Raw genomic sequence first — 14,626 nt, 5'->3', positions numbered from 1 at the left:
CGGGTCGGCTGACTCAGTGCCCGGAGGTCACCTTCAGACCCACCACGGCCACCAGCAGCAGACAGACGAAGAAGATCCGGGCGGCGGTCGCCGGCTCCCCCAGCACCACCATGCCGAGCACCGCCGCACCGGCGGCACCGATCCCGACCCAGACGCCGTAGGCGGTACCGATGGGAAGGGAACGGGACGCGTAGGACAGCAGCAGCATGCTCGCGACGATGCCGGCGCCGGTGAACAGGCTGGGGACGAGACGGGTGAAACCGTCGGTGTACTTCATCCCGATCGACCAGCCGACTTCGAGCAGACCGGCGATGATCAGCAGAACCCAGGCCATGGGAGGCACCTCCGAGAGACAGGCGGACTGACGGGGGTGCGTCGTCTTTGCCTTCAACCCGGTACGGCGCGTCTCGTCGGGTGCGTTTCCACCGTAGCAAAGCCGGAAGACGAGGAACGGGCTGGTGACAAGCGTCACCAGCCCGTTCGCCTTCCGCTCCCGCGCTCCCGGTCTACAGGTAGAGCCCCGTGGAGTCCTCGGACCCCTCGAACCGGTCCGCGGCCACGGCGTGCAGGTCGCGCTCGCGCATCAGCACGTACGCGACACCGCGCACCTCGACCTCCGCGCGGTCCTCCGGGTCGTAGAGCACGCGGTCACCCGGCTCCACAGTCCGTACGTTCTGCCCCACCGCGACGACCTCCGCCCAGGCCAGCCGACGGCCCACGGCCGCCGTGGCGGGGATCAGGATGCCGCCACCGGAACGCCGCTCGCCCTCACTGGTGTCCTGCCGGACGAGCACGCGGTCGTGCAGCATCCGGATGGGCAGCTTGTCGTGCGCAATGCTCTGGTCGTCTCTCTTGGCGCTCACGCCTTCGAACCTACCTGTCCTGCCTCAGCCCTTGCGTCGCCGGGTCCCGAGCACGAGGACCCCGACGAACGCGACGGCGACCACCGCGACGGGCACGACCCGCTCCAGGCGCGGTGCCCCCTGGTCGTCCACGAACGAGGCCTTCACATCGCTCACGACCCGATTGACCTCGACGTACGCCCGGCCGAGGGTGCGATCGACATTCGATACGACCCTGGCCTTGGCGTCCCCGACGATGGTCTTCGGATGCACCCGCACCCCGATCTCGTCGAGCGTCTCGGCCAGCAGCTCGCGGCGGCGCTTGATGTCCGCCTCGATCTGCGCCGGGGTTCTGGTGTCCGACGTATCCGCCACCGTACGGCCTCCGAAGTCTGCGTTTGCCTGTTCCGGACAGTCTGTCAGCTCTGCGGCCCGGCGCACCGCCAGCACCCCCGGTTACGCTAGCCGGATGAGCGAGCGACTTCAGCCCGGGGACGAAGCTCCCGGCTTCACCCTGCCCGACGCCGACGGCAACCAGGTGTCCCTGGCCGACCACAAGGGCCGCAAGGTCATCGTCTACTTCTACCCCGCCGCCCTCACCCCCGGGTGCACCAAGCAGGCCTGCGACTTCACCGACAACCTGGAACTGCTGGCCGGCGCGGGCTACGACGTGATCGGCATCTCCCCGGACAAGCCGGAGAAGCTGGCCAAGTTCCGCGAGACGGAATCCCTGAAGGTCACCCTCCTCGCCGACCCCGACAAGCAGGTCCTGGAGTCCTACGGCGCCTTCGGCGAGAAGAAGCTCTACGGCAAGACGGTCGTCGGCGTCATCCGCTCCACGGTCGTCGTCGACGAACAGGGCAAGGTCGAACGCGCCCTGTACAACGTCAAGGCGACCGGCCACGTGGCCAAGATCATCAAGGATCTGGGGATCTGACGCCCCTGCCGCCTCCTCCGACCCCACGGCCAGGCGTGACCACTCCCCGACCGGATCGTTGATCCGTGCGAGGGGGGAACGCTTGATCCAGCTGGAGGGGGCATGGGCGCCAGGTACACCCGCGAGCTGCTCGAAGAGGCAGCCCGCCTGACACGACACATCGACGACGCGGTCCGGTGGTGCGGAGGACAGCCCACACCCGGCACACGCAGATACCTGCGCAGCAAGATGGCCGAGGCTGGGATAGACATCGCCCACCTCGCGACCAACCAGGTACGCCACTCCGAGGAGCGCCTGCGTGCCGTGGTCGCCGACTCCCACAGCATCCGGGACGTCGTACGGCGCCTGGGCCTCGACCAGGTGGGCGGCAACCAGGCCCACATCGCGCGCCGGATCGCGGCGCTCGGCATCGACACCTCCCACTTCACTCCACCCCGCGGCCCCTCCCCGAGGGGAGGGGCACGCCGCGCCGGCCTCTCCATGGGCACCCGCGACGACGGCAGGGTCTCCGGGCAACGGCTACGGCGGGAGTTGCTGCGACTCGGGCACGAGGAGCGATGCGCCATGTGCGGCACCGGCCCGGAGTGGAATGGCAGGCCCCTGACCTTGGAGGTCGATCACGTCAGCGGGGAATGGTGGGACAACCGACCGGACAACTTACGTTTGTTGTGCCCCAACTGCCATGCGGTGACCGACACCTACCGCGGACGCAAGCGGAGGCGGACATGAGCCGGGCACGATTTCCCCGCGAGACCCTCGCCGCCGCGGCTGCCGCTTCCACAAGCCTGGTGGACTTGCTGCGCCGCCTTGACGCGCCGCTGTGCAGCCAGGCGCTGCGCTACCTGCGCAAGCGGCTCGAGCACTACACGATCGACATCTCCCACTTCGTCCACGAGCCTCTGCCCACCCGTGAGAGGCGCTTCTACACCCGCGAGGCCGTTGCGGAAGCGGCGGCCCGCTCGACCAGCATCCGTGAGATGTTCGACCACCTCGGCGTTCCGCCCAGCGACAGCCTGTACGGCCATCTCCGGAAGAAGCTCACTCTGTGGAACATCGACACCACACACTTCACGGCCGGTCGAGGCAGCAGCACACGACTCATCCCCGCCGAACCGCTCAAGGCCGCGGTCGCACACTCCCGCGGTCTGGCCGGTGTCCTCAGGACACTCGGGCTGTCGGACAACGGCAGCAACCGGGCACGGGTGAAGCAGAGTCTGGAGGAGCATGGCATCTCCACGGGCCACTTCACCGGCCAGGGACACCGTCAGGGAGCCACGTCGCCGCGTCACAGACCAGCCGACGAGATTCTTCGACGGCAACCGCCGGGATCACCTCGGACGAAGACCGTGCTGCTGCGCCGAGCCCTCGACGACCTAGGTGTGCCGCACGTCTGCGCCGAGTGCGGCATCGGTGACACATGGCAGGGCAAGCGGCTCGTGCTGGAGATCGACCACGTCAACGGCGATCGGCTGGACAACCGGCGGGAGAACCTGACGTACCTGTGCCCGTCCTGTCACAGCCAGACGCGGACTTACTCCCGACCACGTCGCATGAACGCGCCGCGCGACCAGTAAAGTAACGGCGTTGGGCCCGTACCCCAGCTGGCTAGAGGGCGCCGGTTTAGGTCCGGTGTGTCGTGGGTTCGAGTCCCACCGGGCCCACCCAACGCCCCCCATTCACCTTGCTCAGGCCCCGAGCAGCTCCCGCACCACCGGTACGAGTGCCCGGAACGCCTTGCCGCGGTGGCTGATGGCGTTCTTCTCCTCGGGGGTCAGTTCCGCGCAGGTGCGGGTCTCGCCGTCGGGCTGGAGGATCGGGTCGTAGCCGAAGCCGCCGGTGCCGGCGGGGGTGTGGCGGAGGGTGCCGCGGAGTTGGCCCTCGACCACGCGTTCCGTGCCGTCGGGGAGGGCCAGGGCGGCCGCGCAGGCGAAGTGAGCCGCGCGGTGGTCGTCGGCGATGTCGGAGAGCTGGGCCAGGAGCAGGTCGAGGTTGGCCCTGTCGTCGCCGTGGCGGCCGGCCCAGCGGGCGGAGAAGATGCCCGGCGCGCCGCCCAGGACGTCCACGCAGAGGCCGGAGTCGTCGGCCACGGCGGGCAGGCCGGTCGCCTGGGCCAGGGCGTGGGCCTTGAGCAGGGCGTTCTCGGCGAACGTGACGCCCGTTTCCTTGACGTCGGGGATGTCGGGGAAGGCGTCCGCGCCGACGAGTTCGTGGGGCAGCCCGGCGTCGGCGAGGATCGCCTTCAGCTCGGTGATCTTTCCGGTGTTGCGGGTGGCGAGGATCAAGCGGGTCATGGGGACCAGTATTCCGGTCCCCGTGAGCCGTGGGCCTACGAGGTGCAGACCTTGGTCAGTTCGCCGGCCGCGTCGGTGACGCCGCTGATGTCGGGGGTGGCGTCGCCGTTCTCGACGGCGGTGGTGACGTCGGTCAGGGCGCGCCGGAGGTCCGCGGTGGCCTTGTCGAGGTCGGCGTCGCCCGTCTCGCTGTCGATCTTGTCGAGGCTGTCCCCGACGGCGTCGATGGCTTCCCGGGTCTTCGTGGGGTCGTCGGCCGCGCTGTCCACGGCCTGCTGGAGGTCGGTCACGGCGTCGGCGACGGCGTCGGCGGTCTCGACGCAGTCGAGTGCCTTGTTGACGGCGTCGCAGCCGGTGGTGAGGCCGAGCGTCAGTCCGACGGCAGCCACGGTGGCGGCTATGACGGTACGGCTACGACGGCGACGGCTCACGGCCATGTTTCGTTCCCTCCCTGACGCAGGCCCGCGGGGCCCGAACTGGCCGGGCGCACGGAGTCGATGCCGTGCGCCCGTACCTCTCAAGACGCGGCGGCGGGCGGTGCGGTTGCCCGCGCCGACCACCGCGCTTTGTGCGTCCTTTACTTTTCGTCGACCGTATCAAGTGCCGCGCGCTGCGCCGCCGCCAGTTCGCCGCATCCGGCGACCGCCAGGTCGAGCAGGGCGTTGAGTTCGTCGCGGGCGAAGGGCTCGGCCTCGGCGGTGCCCTGGACCTCGACGAAACGGCCGTCGCCGGTGCAGACGACGTTCATGTCGGTGTCGGCGCGCACGTCCTCCTCATAGCAGAGGTCGAGCAGCGGGACGCCGCCGACGATGCCGACGGAGACGGCCGAGACGGTGCCGGTCAGGGGCTGCCGGCCCGGCTTGACCAGCTTCCGGCCCCGGGCCCAGGAGACGGCGTCGGCGAGGGCGACGTACGCGCCGGTGATGGCGGCCGTGCGGGTGCCGCCGTCGGCCTGGAGGACGTCGCAGTCGAGGACGATGGTGTTCTCGCCGAGCGCCTTGTAGTCGATGACGGCGCGCAGGGAGCGGCCGATGAGGCGGGAGATCTCGTGGGTGCGGCCGCCGATCTTGCCCTTGACGGACTCGCGGTCGCCGCGGGTGTTGGTGGAGCGGGGCAGCATGGCGTACTCCGCGGTGACCCAGCCCTCGCCGCTGCCCTTGCGCCAGCGCGGGACGCCTTCGGTGAAGGATGCGGTGCAGAGGACCTTCGTGTCGCCGAAGGAGACGAGGACGGAGCCCTCGGCGTGCTTGCTCCAGCCGCGTTCGATGGTGACCGGGCGGAGTTGTTCGGGGGTACGGCCGTCGATTCGAGACATGAGGCGAGCCTAGCCGCATACGGAAGGGGCCCTTCCCGGGCGTGGGAGGGCCCCTGGCGTCGGCGAGCCGGACTCACATGAGGTCTTCGATCTCCGCGGCGATCGGGTCGGCGTCGGTGCCGATGACGACCTGGATGGCGGTGCCCATCTTGACGACGCCGTGGGCGCCCGCGCTCTTCAGGGCCGCCTCGTCGACCAGCGAGCCGTCGCCGACCTCGACCCGCAGGCGGGTGATGCAGCCTTCGATCTCCTCGATGTTGTCGATGCCACCGAGCCCGGCAACGATCTTCTCAGCCTTGCTGGCCATGTTCTTTCTCCCTGATCCGACAGGACCTGATCCGACTGGATGTGTGCCGCATATGCCGCTTTGTCGCAGTAACCCACAGTCAGCCCAGCTTCGCGAGCGTTTCAACCGTATGGATCGCAGGATGACGTCACGGCAACACAATCGTCCATGACTGGTCTACACCACCTGACAGACGGTCGCCAAACCGCCCGGAGGGACACTCATGAGTGCCGATGCCGTCAGTCCTGCCCGGGCCCGGTGGAATTCCCTGTTCCAGGGCTTGCAGAAGATGGGCCGCAGCCTCCAGCTGCCGATCGCCGTCCTGCCGGCCGCGGGCATCCTCAACCGGCTGGGACAGCCGGACGTGTTCGGGGACGAGGGGCTCGGCTGGACCGACGTTGCCAAGGTGATGGACGGTGCCGGCGGCGCCCTGCTGGACAGCTCGCTCGGGCTGCCGCTGCTGTTCTGCGTCGGCGTGGCCATCGGCATGGCGAAGAAGGCGGACGGGTCGACCGCGCTCGCCGCCGTGACCGGCTTCCTCGTCTACTACAACGTGCTGCGGCAGTTCCCGGAGGACTGCGGGGACGGGGCGGTGGCGGTGGAACTCGGCTGCCAGGCGGCCGACGGGACGCTGGAGGCGTTCACCTACCAGAACCCCGGCGTCTTCGGCGGCATCGTCCTGGGCCTGCTCTCCGCCTGCTTCTGGGCCCGCTTCCACCGCACCAGGCTGGTGGACTGGCTCGGCTTCTTCAACGGCCGGCGGCTGGTGCCGATCATCATGGCGTTCGCGGCGATCGCGTTCGCCGTGCTGTGCCTGTGGGTGTGGCCGCCGATCGGCCGGGGCCTGGAGAGTTTCAGTGACTGGCTGAGCGACCTGGGCGCCTGGGGCGCCGGCGTGTTCGGCGTCGCCAACCGCGCCCTGCTGGTGATCGGCCTGCACCAGTTCCTGAACGTGCCCATCTGGTTCCAGTTCGGCACGTACACCACGCCGGACGGCGAGGAGGTGCACGGCGACATCAACATGTTCCTCGCGGGCGACCCGAGTGCCGGCCAGTTCACCTCGGGCTTCTTCCCGATCATGATGTTCGCGCTGCCGGCCGCGGCGCTCGCGATCGCGCACTGCGCGCGGCCCGACCGCCGCAAGGAGATCTCCGGGATGATGGTGTCGGTGGCGCTGACGTCCTTCGTGACCGGCATCACCGAGCCCCTGGAGTACTCGTTCATGTTCATCGCGCCGGTGCTGTACGCGGTCCACGCGGTGCTCACCGGCGCCTCGATGGCGGTGACGTGGGGGCTGGGCGTGCACGACGGGTTCACGTTCTCCGCGGGCCTCATCGACTACGTCATCAACTGGAAACTGGCGACGAAACCGTGGCTGATCATTCCGATCGGGCTGGCGTTCGCGGTCGTGTATTACGCGGTCTTCCGTTTCGCGATCATGAAATTCGATCTGAAGACCCCTGGCCGGGAGCCGGAAGAGGAGGTCGAGGACGTCACGAAGGTCTGAGTTCCGGACACCGCCGGTAGCGGCGTCGTAGCAGGAATCGCGGGTTCCTTATCCGTCCTTCATCGTGCTACAACAGGTCTACACCACTGGTGGTGTAGACCTGTTCTGGACGCCGCCGTCCCCTTCCATTGTCCCCGGGCGGCGCCATGCCCTCTGGAGGAAGTTGTGTCCACGGCCAGCGCCGCCCCCGCGGCCCAGAAGAAGAAGGGCTCCGGCGTGATGGCTGTCCTGCAGCGCATCGGCCGGAGCCTGATGCTGCCGGTGGCCGTCCTGCCCGCCGCCGCCCTGCTGGTGCGCCTCGGCAACGACGACATGCTGGGACGCCCCGAGTTCCCCGCCTTCCTGACGAAGATCGCCGGTTTCATGGCCGCGGGCGGCAACGCGATCCTCGACAACATGGCGCTGCTGTTCGCGGTGGGCATCGCGATCGGCTTCGCGAAGAAGTCGGACGGCTCGACCGCGCTCGCCGCGGTCACCGGCTACCTGGTCTTCCAGCGGGTGCTCGGCACCTTCACCGACCCGAACCAGCCGAAGGTCGAGACGGCCGTCGACGGCAAGGTCGTCATGGTGGAGAAGGCGGTCAACGCCGGCGTCCTCGGCGGTGTCGTCATGGGCCTCGTGGTCGCGCTGCTCTACCAGCGCTTCCACCGCACCAAGCTGCCCGACTGGGCGGGCTTCTTCGGCGGCCGCCGTCTGGTCCCGATCCTCTCGGCCTTCGCCGGTCTCGTCATCGGCGTCGTCTTCGGTTACATCTGGCCGGTCCTCGGCGCGGGTCTGCACAACTTCGGCGAGTGGCTGGTCGGCTCCGGCGCGGTCGGCGCGGGCATCTTCGGTGTCGCCAACCGTGCGCTGATCCCGGTCGGCATGCACCACCTGCTCAACTCCTTCCCCTGGCTCCAGGCGGGCGAGTACGAGGGCAAGAACGGCGACATCGCGCGCTTCCTCGCCGGTGACCCGACCGCCGGCCAGTTCATGACCGGCTTCTTCCCGATCATGATGTTCGCCCTCCCGGCGGCCTGCCTCGCGATCGTGCACTGCGCCCGCCCCGAGCGCCGCAAGGTCGTCGGCGGCATGATGTTCTCCCTCGCGCTGACCTCGTTCGTCACCGGTGTCACCGAGCCGATCGAGTTCACCTTCATGTTCATCGCGCCGGTGCTGTACGCCATCCACGCGGTGCTCACCGGTGTCTCGCTGGCGCTGACCTGGGCGCTCGGCATGAAGGACGGCTTCGGCTTCTCGGCCGGCGCGATCGACTTCCTGCTCAACCTGGGCATCGCGACCAACCCGTGGGGCCTGGCCCTGGTGGGCCTGTGCTTCGCGGCGGTCTACTACGTGGTCTTCCGCTTCGCGATCACCACGTTCAACCTGCCGACGCCGGGCCGCGAGTCCGACGAGGAGCTGGCGGAACTGCAGAAGGCCGAGGCCAAGTAACACCCCGGCCCGTCATACGCCGAAGGCCCCCGGAGCGCGTTCACTCCGGGGGCCTTCGCGTACGTACCGCCCGAGATCCCGTACGACCTAGATCTCGTACGACCTCCCGGCCACCGCCAGCTCCACCGGCCCGTCGTACACCGCGCGCGCGTCGGTCAGGTTGACCTGGGGGTCGGTCCACGGGGGGATGTGGGTGAGGACCAGGCGGCGGGCGCCTGCCCGGGTCGCCGTCTCGCCCGCCTCGCGGCCGTTGAGGTGCAGGTCGGGGATGCTCTCCTTGCCGTGCGTGAACGCCGCCTCGCACAGGAACAGGTCGGTGTCCCGGGCGAGTTCGTCCAGCACCGGGGTCACACCGGTGTCGCCGGAGTAGGTCAGGGAGCGGCCGCCGTGCTCGATGCGGATGGCGTACGCCTCCACGGGGTGCGCCACGCGTTCGGTGTGCACGGTGAACGGGCCGATCTCGAAGGTGGACGGCTTCACCGTGTGGAAGTCGAAGACCTCGCTCATCGACGAGGCGGACGGGGTGTCGGCGTACGCGGTGGTGAGGCGGTGTTCCGTGCCCTCGGGGCCGAAGACGGGGAGCGGGGCGCAGCGTCCGCCCTCGTGCCGGTAGTAGCGCGCCACGAAGTAGGCGCACATGTCGATGCAGTGGTCGGCGTGCAGATGGCTGAGGAAGATCGCGTCGAGGTCGTAGAGACCGCAGTGGCGCTGCAGCTCGCCCAGGGCGCCGTTGCCCATGTCGAGGAGCAGCCGGAAGCCGTCGGCCTCGACGAGGTAGCTCGAGCAGGCCGATTCCGCGGACGGGAACGACCCCGAGCAGCCGACGACGGTGAGCTTCATGAAGCAGAAACCTCCGCTGGCGGATGGTGAGAGACGGGGGTCGTGCGGTCCGTCGAGCGTAAGGCGCAAAACGGCTGGTCGCTCCTCCGGCAGTCGCCGTTGTGGGCGAACTCACCTGTGCTGTCACCGGTTCGGCTGGACGCGGGGCGCGGACAGCGCAGCGGAGGGCGCGCGGGTGTGAACGCGCGCCGGTAACGTCGTCGGTATGGACACGTCCTGGTGGCTGGCGCTCGCGGCGGTCGTACTGCTCGCGCTCGTCGCCGCGCTCGTCGACGGCTGGGGTGTGCGGCGTCCGCGGGGGCGCAGGACGCGGCCGCCGGGCCGCTCGGACTCGGTCCGGCCGCGGCCGGCGGAGATCTGGTGGGCCGATGTGCCCTTCGAGGACGGGCCGGGGGCCAAGGACCGGCCCTGTCTGGTGCTGTCGGTGCGGGGGCGGCGGGCCACCGTGGCGAAGATCACCAGCAAGTACCGCGACGAGCGGGCGGGGGTGATTCCGCTGCCGCCGGGTTCCGTCGGAGACACCCGGGGGCGGGCGAGCTTCCTGGAGACGGACGAGCTGCGTGAGGTGTCCGTCGGGGATTTCCGGCGGCGGGTGGGTGTGGTGGACCCGGTCCTGTGGGACCAGGTCCGTCACCTCGCGGGTTAGGTCGTCCGTCGGCTGCGGGTCAGTGGGGGCCGTTCGCGCGGTTCCCCGCGTCCCTGAGCGGCGTCGCTCACGCCCAGAGCTGGCCTTGCAGCGTCTCGATCGCTTCCTCTGTGGTCGCCGCGGTGTACACGCCCGTCGACAGGTACTTCCAGCCGCCGTCGGCCACGATGAAGACGATGTCCGCGCTCTCGCCGGCCTTGACCGCCTTCCTGCCCACGCCGATCGCCGCGTGCAGGGCAGCGCCGGTGGAGACGCCCGCGAAGATGCCCTCCTGCTGGAGCAGTTCCCGGGTGCGGGTGACCGCGTCGGCCGAGCCGACGGAGAAGCGGCTGGTCAGCACGGAGGCGTCGTACAGCTCGGGGACGAAGCCCTCGTCGAGGTTGCGCAGGCCGTACACCAGGTCGTCGTAGCGCGGCTCGGCGGCGACGATCCTGACGTCCGGCTTGTGCTCGCGCAGGTAGCGGCCGACGCCCATGAGGGTGCCGGTGGTGCCGAGGCCGGCGACGAAGTGGGTGATCGAGGGCAGGTCCGCCAGGATCTCCGGGCCGGTGGTGGCGTAGTGCGCGCCCGCGTTGTCCGGGTTGCCGTACTGGTAGAGCATCACCCAGTCGGGGTGCTCGGCGGCCAGTTCCTTGGCGACCCGTACGGCGGTGTTGGAGCCGCCCGCGGCGGGCGACGAGATGATCTCGGCGCCCCACATGCCGAGCAGGTCCCGGCGTTCCTGGGAGGTGTTCTCGGGCATCACGCACACCATGCGGTAGCCCTTGAGCTTGGCCGCCATGGCGAGGGAGATGCCGGTGTTGCCGGAGGTGGGCTCCAGGATGGTGCAGCCCGGGGTCAGCCGGCCGTCCTTCTCCGCCTGCTCGATCATGTGCAGGGCGGGGCGGTCCTTGACCGAGCCGGTCGGGTTGCGGTCCTCGAGCTTGGCCCAGATCCGGACGTCGGCGGACGGCGAGAGCCGCGGCAGGCGCACCAGGGGGGTGTTGCCCACCGCGGCCAGCGGGGAGTCGTAACGCATCGGTGGCGGGGCCTCAGGCCATGCCGCCGGCCACGGCCGGCAGGATCGTGACGTTGTCGCCGTCGGCGAGCTTGGTGTTGATGCCGTCCAGGAAGCGGACGTCCTCGTCGTTCAGGTAGACGTTGACGAACCGGCGGAGCTGGTCGCCGTCCACGATCCGGGCCTGGATGCCCGCGTGCCGGGTCTCGAGGTCGGCGAACAGGTCGGCGAGGGTGTCGCCGCTGCCCTCCACCGCCTTCTGACCGTCGGTGTACTGGCGGAGGATGGTGGGGATGCGGACCTCGATGGCCATGGCAGGGGGCTCCTGTCGGGAGGGTTGAGGGTCTCTGGTCGCTCTGGTCGATGGGCGCGCGGAGAACGCGCGCGCCGCGGCACACACGGCCGTACGGCGGCAGCGCGGTGTCAACAGATGGCGCTGCTCAGCCTGCACAGGTCGACGTGCAGCCGCGCCACGAGCAGCGTGCCCGGCGCCTTGTCACTCACGTCGAGGAGAACCATGGGCTCATCGTATCGATTCCCGGTCCGGTTCCTGGAATGTGATCTCAGATACTGGATGAATTCTGCCCGAACTGCGGTCAGGGCCCGTCGGCGCGGGTCAGTACGCCTCCACGACCTTGACCTCTTCCTCCGTGACCTCGCCGTCGACGATCCGGAAGGAGCGGAACTGGAACTCGCCCAGGCCGTCGGTGTCGGCGGTGGAAACCAGGACGTAGTGGGCGCCGGGCTCGTTGGCGTAGGAGATGTCGGTGCGCGAGGGGTGGGCCTCGGTCGCGGTGTGGGAGTGGTAGATGACGACCGGCTCCTCGTCGCGGTCGTCCATCTCGCGGTAGAGCTTGAGCAGGTCGCCCGAGTCGAACTCGTAGAAGGTGGGCGACATCGCCGCGTTCAGCATGGGGATGAAGCGCTCGGGGCGGTCCGAGCCCGCCGGGCCCGCCACCACGCCGCACGCCTCGTCGGGGTGGTCCTTGCGCGCGTGGGCGACGATCTGGTCGTACAGGGCCTGGGTGATGGTCAGCATGTCCGTCAGGATAAGCAGAAGGGCCGTTCCGTACCGAGGGTTGGTACGGAACGGCCCATATGCCGGACGCCCTGAGCGGCAGCCGCAGGGGGTGCCACGAGTACTCCCTGCGGCTGGGCGTCCTCGGTGAGGGTCAGCGCTTGCGGAAGGCCGCCGCCTCCGGGTTGCGGCGCTTGAGCAGCCAGTAGGAGACGCCGAGGATCGCGGCCCACAGCGGCGCACAGTAAAGCGAGATCCGGGCGTCCTTGTCGATACCCATGAACACGATCACCATGGCGATGAAGGCAAGCGCGAACCAGCTGGTGAACGGGGCGCCCGGCGCGCGGAACTCGGAGCGGGGCAGTTCGCCGCGGTCCGCCTTGGCGCGGTAGCGGATCTGGGAGATCAGGATCATGATCCAGGCCCACATACCGGAGATCGTGGCGAAGGAGACGACGTAGTCGAACGCCTTGCCCGGCCACTGGTAGTTGATCCAGACGCCGACCATCATCAGCGCGGCCGAGAACGTGGTGCCGATCAGCGGCAGGCCGTTGGCGGTCAGCTTGGTGAAGACCTTCGGGCCCTGGTGGTTGAGCGCCAGGTCGCGCAGCATCCGGCCGGTGGAGTACATGCCGGAGTTGCAGGACGACAGGGCGGCGGTGAGGACGACGAAGTTCACGATGCCCGCGCCCGCGGCCAGGCCCATCTTCTCGAAGGCGGCCACGAAGGGGCTCACGCCCGGCTGGAAGTGGGTCCACGGCACGACCGACAGGATCATGATCAGCGCGCCGACGTAGAAGACGGCGATACGCCACGGCACGGTGTTGATCGCCTTGGGCAGCACGGTCTTCGGGTCCTTGGACTCGCCCGCGGTGACACCGACCAGCTCGACGGCGAGGAAGGCGAACATGACCATCTGGAGGGTCATCAGGGACTCGCCGACACCGTGCGGGAAGAAGCCGCCGTCGCTCCACAGGTGGGTGACCGAGGCGGTGTCGCCGGCGTCCGAGAAGCCGAGCGTCAGGATGCCGAGGCAGATCAGGATCATGCCGATGATCGCGGTGACCTTGACCATCGAGAACCAGAACTCCAGCTCACCGAAGAGCTTCACGGAGATCAGGTTGGCGCCGTACAGGACGATCGTGAAGATCAGCGCCGAGACCCATTGCGGGATGTCCCACCAGTACTGCATGTAGGCAGCCGCGGCGGTGACCTCGGTGATGCCGGTGACGACCCAGAACAGCCAGTACGTCCAGCCCGTCACGAAGCCCGCGAAGGGGCCGATGAACTCGCGCGCGTACTCCGAGAAAGAGCCGGACACGGGGCGGTACATCAGCAGTTCGCCGAGCGCCCGCATGATGAAGAAGATGACGAGGCCGGCGACGGCGTACGCCAGGATGAGGCTGGGCCCGGCCTTCGAGATGCCCTTGCCCGCGCCGAGGAAGAGACCGGTGCCGATGGCGCCGCCGATGGCGATCATCTGGATCTGCCGGCTGCCGAGGCCCCGCTCGTATCCCTCTTCCGAGGTGGTGTTCTCGTTGTCGACCTGCACAGAGGTCATGTGTGGTGCGCCTTTCTCCATACCGACCCGGGCCTCTCGTCGGCCTCGGATCGGGTCACGATCCCCCCGGATTGATGGAGCTGAGCGGGTTTCGCGAGCCCGCTCGTGCCTGGCCGACGGTCGTCGGCTCGGTGGCGCACCCGGCGCACATGGGTGGTGTTCGCCGGGCGGTCGTGAAGATTTATCACGGCCGCAACAATGATCGCCCCGACCTCATGTGGCGCACACCACAGGGAGAAGCGGACAAAAAGCACCGCAGCGGCGCATAGGCCGCTACATAGGTGACAGGATCGTTATCCGGATTTGAGCGTCCGCTGAGCGAACACTTCTTGGTGCGAATCAGGGCATCAGGGTCGCGACGAGCGTCTCCTGCAGGCCGCCCAGCCACAGATACGCCATCACCATCGGCTTGCGCGGGTCCTCGTCCGGCAGCCGGTACAGCAGATCGCTGTCGTCCTCGTCGGTGATCTCCAGCCGGGAGCCGATGGCGAGCCGCAGGTCGTTGAGGGCGCCGAGCCACTGCCGGGACTCCTCCGGGGACAGCTTCAGCACCGCCCCGCCGTCACCGGCCGACGACAGCGCGTCCAGGGAGCGGATCACCGCGAGGGCGTTCTCGCGCTTGCCGGCCCGCAGGTCGTTCTCGGTGTAGCGGCGGAACTCGGCGGAGTACGCCTTGCGCTCCTCGGCCTCGCGTGGCCCGGGGGTGCCCTCCGGGTCGCTGTAGGCGTCCGGGAAGAGGCGCCGCAGGACCGGGTCGGAGGGCGGCTCCGTCGGACCGTCGGCGAACAGCTCGGCGAGCGGGTCGGCCGGGGCGTCCTCGGCGGGCCCGGGTCCGATGAGCTCCAGCAGCTGGACGGCCAGCGAGCGGATGATGGAGATCTCGACGTCGTCGAGGGCGACGGCCGCGCCGCCGCCGGGGAGCGGTTCGAAGGTTCCTGACATGGAGGCGATTCGC

Annotated in this window: 20 protein-coding genes, 1 tRNA gene and 1 riboswitch; of the genes, 7 read left to right on the top strand and 14 right to left on the bottom strand. The window is 69.1% G+C overall.

Going from position 1 to position 14,626, the window contains the following annotated elements:
• Positions 1–13: 13 nt before the first annotated feature.
• The 3 genes from sugE to ACSU6L_RS23085 form a co-directional block, all read right to left on the bottom strand.
• Entirely contained in the window at positions 14–334 is a 321-nt protein-coding gene (gene sugE, locus ACSU6L_RS23095) for a quaternary ammonium compound efflux SMR transporter SugE (protein WP_073938281.1), read from the bottom strand.
• A gap of 35 nt (positions 335–369) precedes the next feature.
• Positions 370–437, bottom strand: a riboswitch (guanidine-III (ykkC-III) riboswitch).
• Positions 438–506: 69 nt separating this feature from the next.
• Positions 507–809 carry a GroES family chaperonin gene (locus tag ACSU6L_RS23090; RefSeq protein ID WP_125517739.1) on the bottom strand — a complete coding sequence of 101 codons (303 nt, stop codon included), beginning with the start codon at positions 807–809 and terminating at the stop codon, positions 507–509.
• A gap of 78 nt (positions 810–887) precedes the next feature.
• Positions 888–1,217, bottom strand: coding sequence for a DUF3618 domain-containing protein (locus tag ACSU6L_RS23085; protein WP_073938279.1), 330 nt, complete (start codon positions 1,215–1,217; stop codon positions 888–890).
• Positions 1,218–1,311: 94 nt separating this feature from the next.
• Between ACSU6L_RS23085 and bcp the strand changes: the two genes are divergently transcribed.
• The 4 genes from bcp (at position 1,312) to ACSU6L_RS23065 (ending at position 3,440) form a co-directional block, all read left to right on the top strand.
• A complete protein-coding gene (gene bcp, locus ACSU6L_RS23080) occupies positions 1,312–1,779 on the top strand; it encodes a thioredoxin-dependent thiol peroxidase (RefSeq protein WP_073938278.1) in 468 nt (155 codons plus the stop codon).
• Between the two features lie 102 nt (positions 1,780–1,881).
• Positions 1,882–2,508, top strand: coding sequence for an HNH endonuclease (locus ACSU6L_RS23075; protein WP_437059615.1), 627 nt, complete (start codon positions 1,882–1,884; stop codon positions 2,506–2,508).
• Positions 2,505–3,353, top strand: a complete 849-nt coding sequence (locus ACSU6L_RS23070) for an HNH endonuclease (protein ID WP_437059613.1) — start codon at positions 2,505–2,507, stop codon at positions 3,351–3,353. The genes ACSU6L_RS23075 and ACSU6L_RS23070 overlap by 4 nt, the downstream gene beginning before the upstream one ends.
• 12 nt (positions 3,354–3,365) lie before the next feature.
• Positions 3,366–3,440 (top strand) — tRNA-Leu (locus ACSU6L_RS23065).
• A 24-nt stretch (positions 3,441–3,464) separates the two neighbouring features.
• On the opposite strand, the gene rdgB is transcribed toward ACSU6L_RS23065, so the two are convergent.
• The 4 genes from rdgB to ACSU6L_RS23045 form a co-directional block, all read right to left on the bottom strand.
• The gene (rdgB, locus tag ACSU6L_RS23060) at positions 3,465–4,070 is read right to left on the bottom strand and encodes an RdgB/HAM1 family non-canonical purine NTP pyrophosphatase (RefSeq protein WP_437059611.1); all 606 of its coding nucleotides are present in this window, start codon (positions 4,068–4,070) and stop codon (positions 3,465–3,467) included.
• Positions 4,071–4,105: 35 nt separating this feature from the next.
• Positions 4,106–4,507, bottom strand: a complete 402-nt coding sequence (locus tag ACSU6L_RS23055) for a hypothetical protein (RefSeq protein ID WP_437059610.1) — start codon at positions 4,505–4,507, stop codon at positions 4,106–4,108.
• 140 nt (positions 4,508–4,647) lie between these two features.
• Complete coding sequence (gene rph, locus ACSU6L_RS23050) at positions 4,648–5,385, bottom strand: ribonuclease PH (protein WP_437059608.1); 738 nt, start codon at positions 5,383–5,385, stop codon at positions 4,648–4,650.
• 73 nt (positions 5,386–5,458) lie between these two features.
• Positions 5,459–5,692 (bottom strand): glucose PTS transporter subunit EIIB, encoded by a 234-nt coding sequence (locus tag ACSU6L_RS23045; RefSeq protein WP_073938274.1) that lies wholly within the window; start codon positions 5,690–5,692, stop codon positions 5,459–5,461.
• A 202-nt stretch (positions 5,693–5,894) separates the two neighbouring features.
• Between ACSU6L_RS23045 and ACSU6L_RS23040 the strand changes: the two genes are divergently transcribed.
• Positions 5,895–7,178: a PTS transporter subunit EIIC gene (locus ACSU6L_RS23040; RefSeq protein WP_437059606.1), complete on the top strand. Its 1,284-nt coding sequence runs from the start codon at positions 5,895–5,897 to the stop codon at positions 7,176–7,178.
• Between the two features lie 165 nt (positions 7,179–7,343).
• On the top strand, positions 7,344–8,609 hold the full coding sequence (locus ACSU6L_RS23035; RefSeq protein ID WP_437059604.1) for a PTS transporter subunit EIIC: 1,266 nt from the start codon (positions 7,344–7,346) through the stop codon (positions 8,607–8,609).
• Positions 8,610–8,696: 87 nt separating this feature from the next.
• Here ACSU6L_RS23035 and ACSU6L_RS23030 read toward each other — a convergent pair whose 3' ends face one another.
• Positions 8,697–9,449 (bottom strand): MBL fold metallo-hydrolase, encoded by a 753-nt coding sequence (locus ACSU6L_RS23030; RefSeq protein WP_437059602.1) that lies wholly within the window; start codon positions 9,447–9,449, stop codon positions 8,697–8,699.
• A 205-nt stretch (positions 9,450–9,654) separates the two neighbouring features.
• Between ACSU6L_RS23030 and ACSU6L_RS23025 the strand changes: the two genes are divergently transcribed.
• Positions 9,655–10,095, top strand: coding sequence for a type II toxin-antitoxin system PemK/MazF family toxin (locus tag ACSU6L_RS23025; RefSeq protein WP_073938270.1), 441 nt, complete (start codon positions 9,655–9,657; stop codon positions 10,093–10,095).
• A gap of 67 nt (positions 10,096–10,162) precedes the next feature.
• On the opposite strand, the gene ACSU6L_RS23020 is transcribed toward ACSU6L_RS23025, so the two are convergent.
• The 6 genes from ACSU6L_RS23020 to ACSU6L_RS22995 form a co-directional block, all read right to left on the bottom strand.
• Complete coding sequence (locus ACSU6L_RS23020) at positions 10,163–11,113, bottom strand: PLP-dependent cysteine synthase family protein (protein WP_073938269.1); 951 nt, start codon at positions 11,111–11,113, stop codon at positions 10,163–10,165.
• Between the two features lie 13 nt (positions 11,114–11,126).
• A complete protein-coding gene (locus ACSU6L_RS23015; RefSeq protein ID WP_437059599.1) occupies positions 11,127–11,405 on the bottom strand; it encodes a MoaD/ThiS family protein in 279 nt (92 codons plus the stop codon).
• 110 nt (positions 11,406–11,515) lie between these two features.
• The gene (locus ACSU6L_RS23010) at positions 11,516–11,611 is read right to left on the bottom strand and encodes a putative leader peptide (RefSeq protein WP_019056721.1); all 96 of its coding nucleotides are present in this window, start codon (positions 11,609–11,611) and stop codon (positions 11,516–11,518) included.
• A gap of 97 nt (positions 11,612–11,708) precedes the next feature.
• On the bottom strand, positions 11,709–12,131 hold the full coding sequence (locus ACSU6L_RS23005; protein ID WP_073938267.1) for a Mov34/MPN/PAD-1 family protein: 423 nt from the start codon (positions 12,129–12,131) through the stop codon (positions 11,709–11,711).
• A gap of 133 nt (positions 12,132–12,264) precedes the next feature.
• On the bottom strand, positions 12,265–13,671 hold the full coding sequence (locus ACSU6L_RS23000) for an amino acid permease (protein ID WP_437059596.1): 1,407 nt from the start codon (positions 13,669–13,671) through the stop codon (positions 12,265–12,267).
• A 339-nt stretch (positions 13,672–14,010) separates the two neighbouring features.
• Positions 14,011–14,613: a DUF2017 domain-containing protein gene (locus ACSU6L_RS22995; protein ID WP_437059594.1), complete on the bottom strand. Its 603-nt coding sequence runs from the start codon at positions 14,611–14,613 to the stop codon at positions 14,011–14,013.
• Positions 14,614–14,626: the final 13 nt, after the last annotated feature.

The organism is Streptomyces sp. enrichment culture, from assembly GCF_964272855.1.
In the GTDB taxonomy this organism is placed as follows: domain Bacteria; phylum Actinomycetota; class Actinomycetes; order Streptomycetales; family Streptomycetaceae; genus Streptomyces.
The sequence above is the reverse complement of the archived record's forward strand: the minus strand, read 5'-3'. Positions and strand labels throughout refer to the sequence as shown.

Excerpts from the sequence above, each read along its gene's own strand:
- sugE (WP_073938281.1), bottom strand. The coding sequence starts at position 334 with ATGGCCTGGGTTCTGCTGATCATCGCCGGTCTGCTCGAAGTCGGCTGG.
- ACSU6L_RS23090 (WP_125517739.1), bottom strand. The coding sequence starts at position 809 with ATGCTGCACGACCGCGTGCTCGTCCGGCAGGACACCAGTGAGGGCGAG.
- bcp (WP_073938278.1), top strand. The coding sequence starts at position 1,312 with ATGAGCGAGCGACTTCAGCCCGGGGACGAAGCTCCCGGCTTCACCCTG.
- ACSU6L_RS23075 (WP_437059615.1), top strand. The coding sequence starts at position 1,882 with ATGGGCGCCAGGTACACCCGCGAGCTGCTCGAAGAGGCAGCCCGCCTG.
- ACSU6L_RS23070 (WP_437059613.1), top strand. The coding sequence starts at position 2,505 with ATGAGCCGGGCACGATTTCCCCGCGAGACCCTCGCCGCCGCGGCTGCC.
- rdgB (WP_437059611.1), bottom strand. The coding sequence starts at position 4,070 with ATGACCCGCTTGATCCTCGCCACCCGCAACACCGGAAAGATCACCGAG.
- ACSU6L_RS23055 (WP_437059610.1), bottom strand. The coding sequence starts at position 4,507 with ATGGCCGTGAGCCGTCGCCGTCGTAGCCGTACCGTCATAGCCGCCACC.
- rph (WP_437059608.1), bottom strand. The coding sequence starts at position 5,385 with ATGTCTCGAATCGACGGCCGTACCCCCGAACAACTCCGCCCGGTCACC.
- ACSU6L_RS23045 (WP_073938274.1), bottom strand. The coding sequence starts at position 5,692 with ATGGCCAGCAAGGCTGAGAAGATCGTTGCCGGGCTCGGTGGCATCGAC.
- ACSU6L_RS23040 (WP_437059606.1), top strand. The coding sequence starts at position 5,895 with ATGAGTGCCGATGCCGTCAGTCCTGCCCGGGCCCGGTGGAATTCCCTG.
- ACSU6L_RS23030 (WP_437059602.1), bottom strand. The coding sequence starts at position 9,449 with ATGAAGCTCACCGTCGTCGGCTGCTCGGGGTCGTTCCCGTCCGCGGAA.
- ACSU6L_RS23025 (WP_073938270.1), top strand. The coding sequence starts at position 9,655 with ATGGACACGTCCTGGTGGCTGGCGCTCGCGGCGGTCGTACTGCTCGCG.
- ACSU6L_RS23020 (WP_073938269.1), bottom strand. The coding sequence starts at position 11,113 with ATGCGTTACGACTCCCCGCTGGCCGCGGTGGGCAACACCCCCCTGGTG.
- ACSU6L_RS23015 (WP_437059599.1), bottom strand. The coding sequence starts at position 11,405 with ATGGCCATCGAGGTCCGCATCCCCACCATCCTCCGCCAGTACACCGAC.
- ACSU6L_RS23010 (WP_019056721.1), bottom strand. The coding sequence starts at position 11,611 with ATGGTTCTCCTCGACGTGAGTGACAAGGCGCCGGGCACGCTGCTCGTG.
- ACSU6L_RS23005 (WP_073938267.1), bottom strand. The coding sequence starts at position 12,131 with ATGCTGACCATCACCCAGGCCCTGTACGACCAGATCGTCGCCCACGCG.
- ACSU6L_RS23000 (WP_437059596.1), bottom strand. The coding sequence starts at position 13,671 with ATGACCTCTGTGCAGGTCGACAACGAGAACACCACCTCGGAAGAGGGA.
- ACSU6L_RS22995 (WP_437059594.1), bottom strand. The coding sequence starts at position 14,613 with ATGTCAGGAACCTTCGAACCGCTCCCCGGCGGCGGCGCGGCCGTCGCC.